This window comes from Skermanella sp. (assembly GCF_059503625.1).
Map to the genome: position 1 here is coordinate 1 of NZ_JCACHA010000335.1, position 2784 is coordinate 2784.

General features: G+C 62.2%; 1 protein-coding gene and 1 pseudogene. Both read right to left on the reverse strand.

Going from position 1 to position 2784, the window contains the following annotated elements:
• Positions 1 to 674, reverse strand: a pseudogene (locus tag AC5JJ6_RS07685) (transposase); the annotation flags it as partial.
• Between the two features lie 293 nt (positions 675 to 967).
• Positions 968 to 2035 (reverse strand): M42 family metallopeptidase, encoded by a 1068-nt coding sequence (locus AC5JJ6_RS07690; protein ID WP_496041473.1) that lies wholly within the window; start codon positions 2033 to 2035, stop codon positions 968 to 970.
• Positions 2036 to 2784: the final 749 nt, after the last annotated feature.

Here is a 2784-nt window from a genome sequence, read left to right on the forward strand (position 1 = left end):
CGCGCAGCCGGTCGAGCACCGTCTGCCGTTCTTCGGGCGTCAGCGCGCGGGGCGGGCGAGGTCTGGAAGGTGACGGAGCCCTTGGCCCAGCCCGACGCGCGCAGTGGCGATAGACAGTGGCGCGCGCTACGCCCAGAGCGTCGCAGGCGGCGGCGGTGAGGCCGTTGCCGGCCGGCAGGGAGACCACCGCCTCCATCACGGCTCCTCGTCCCTGTCGGGCGTCGCCAGGGGAATTCCCAGCAAGGAAGCCACTTTTTTTGGATGCCGATGATCGCCTCGGCCTGCGCGAGCCGCCGCTTGAGGTGAGCGTTCTCCCGGTTGGCCCGCGCCAGTTCCGCCGCCATGGGGTTGACGGCGGCCTCCTTCGGCCCCCGCTTCAGCGGCTTCAGAGCCTCGAAGGCGCCGGCATCGCGCTGACGGCGCCAATCCGTCAGGGTCGACGAGTACAGGCCTTCCCGGCGTAGAATGGCCGAGATCCCGCCAGTATCCGCCGCGCGATCCGTCTCCGCCAAAATCCGCAGTTTCTCACCGGCCGTGAACGTCCGGCGCTTCGGGCGATCCGACAGTTCAGGGTTGGCCGCCGCTGGCGCCGGCACAACCGTCGGCCTCCAGCCTTCCTCTGTGCCGGTGCCAGCGGCGGCCTGTGCTTCCACAACTCTATTGGGCATGACCACGAGACAGTTCTCCTACGCCCTCAAGTCTAAACTTCCGGGGGGCCTGTGTCTCATCATCATTGGCACGGAGGGGTTTTCACAAAAGATAGTGTGGACGTCGCCGTCCCGCGGTTGACACTTCCCAGCTGATGACGCCCCCGCCGCTGCTCCTCATTAGCAGCGGCGAACATATCGATATTCATGGCGAAGGCGCGACACCACAAGATCAACGCAGCATCCGCCTGATCCTCGTCATGAACACAGAAGATAGTCGGGTCGGTCAGAAAGCCGTGCCATGTGAGCCATGGCGGGCACTATCGCGGGGTGAAGTCGGTTTCCAGCGTAACCTGCCGGCAGTAAGCAGCCATCAGCCGGGCACAATCTTCCACATCCTTGAGGCTCACGATCTCGCATGGGGTGTGCATGTAGCGCAGGGGAACGCCGAGCAGGCCCGTCGCCATGCCCGGCCCGTTGATCTGCATCACGCCGGCGTCGGTTGGCGTCACCCCAGGCGTGACACACACCTGGTAAGCGATACCCTCTTCCCTCGCAGCTTGGCAGATCAGATCGAAGACTACCGGATTGGTGTTGGCGCCGCGCGAGACGCTGGGTCCCTTTCCAAGGTCGAGCTGGCCGTACCGGGCTTTGCTGACACCGGGATAGTCAACGGCATGGTCCACATCGACGGCAAGTCCCGTCTGCGCGCCGATGGCGAACGCCGAAGTCCGGGCGCCGCGGGACCCGATCTCCTCCTGCACGGTGCCGACGGCATAAATCCCCACGCCATCTCGCAGGCCGCCCTCTTCCCTGAGAAGGCGCAAGGTCTCAGCCACGATAAACAGGCCCGCCTTGTTGTCGAAGCCCCGCGCCATCGCACGGTTTCCCACAAGCGGCTGGAATTCGTACTGGTAGGTGACGACATCTCCGATCTGAACAATCGCTTCGGCCTCGGCACGGGAACTTGCCCCGATATCGATCCACAGATCCTTGAGTTCCGGCTTTTTCTTGCCTTCTTCCGGGTCGAGCAGGTGGATCGCCTTGCGGCCGATGGCACCGGGAACGCGCTGCCTGCCGTGCACCCACACCATCTGCCCGACCGGAATGATGCTGTCGTGCCCACCGATGGCGCTGAAGTAGAGGAGACCCTCGTCGCTGATATAGTGCACGATGAAGCCGATCTCGTCCATATGTCCGGCGAGCATGATCTTCATCGAAGCACCTGGGTTCACCACAGCCGTCACGCTGCCGTGGATGTCGGTTGTGACCCGGTCGGCAAAGCGCTCGGCGTAATCCCGGTAGAGCTTCGCCACGCGCTGTTCATAGCCGCTCGGTGAGGGGGTGTTTACAAGTTCCTTCAGGAACCCGAGCGATTGATCCCGCATGTTTGGGAGTTCTCCTGATTGGCGCCGGCAGGCTCTGGACGCTGGATTAGGGATATTGCCGGGAAAACTGCTCCCCCACGGGATGGTTCCTGGCCTTCGTCGTTTACGGCTTTATCCTGTTCTCCGGTGTCATCCCCATCAGCCGATCGTCTTGATGATCAGCTTGTACTCGCAGGAAACATGATCCGGTGAGCTGAAATGTCCTCACTGGCGCTGCGGGCGCAGGCGATAAAATGCTGCCGACTTGCCACAGCGATCCTTGACCAGCAGATGATGTCCTGGACTCAATGGCTGCAGGACACGAAGAGCAGGCACTCGAGCTGGAGAGGTCGAACTGATTGAGGCAATGCCAGTTCGAGACAGGTCATCAGCAAGATGTCGGCCATCGGCGATGCGGAACAATGCCATCCTCGGCAATCGGGAACCTGAAGACGGGGGCGGCCGTAGTGCCAACTACTCCGGCATGACTGCCATGAGTTCCTCCGGTTTTTTGTTGGAGTGGTGAGTTGTTCGCAGACTATCAGAAAAGTGTCATTTCACTGGTATGATCGTCCGACAGAGAAATCGTCCGCGAAGTAGCCTTCCACTCTGTTCGCTGCTGAACATACACAGCTCATGAACAGGCTCGATATTCATAGTTCAAGTCGTCACGCATCCCGGGCTGGTGCCGAGGCGAGGCGTGGACGCTTTGGCGGCATCGAGCCACGGTCGCGCTGACGAGTGGTTGCGACGCGGCGCGGGCCGCCATC

Bases quoted from the DNA above. Each gene is read 5' to 3' on its own strand.
- AC5JJ6_RS07690 (WP_496041473.1), bottom strand. From the start codon at position 2,035: ATGCGGGATCAATCGCTCGGGTTCCTGAAGGAACTTGTAAACACCCCC.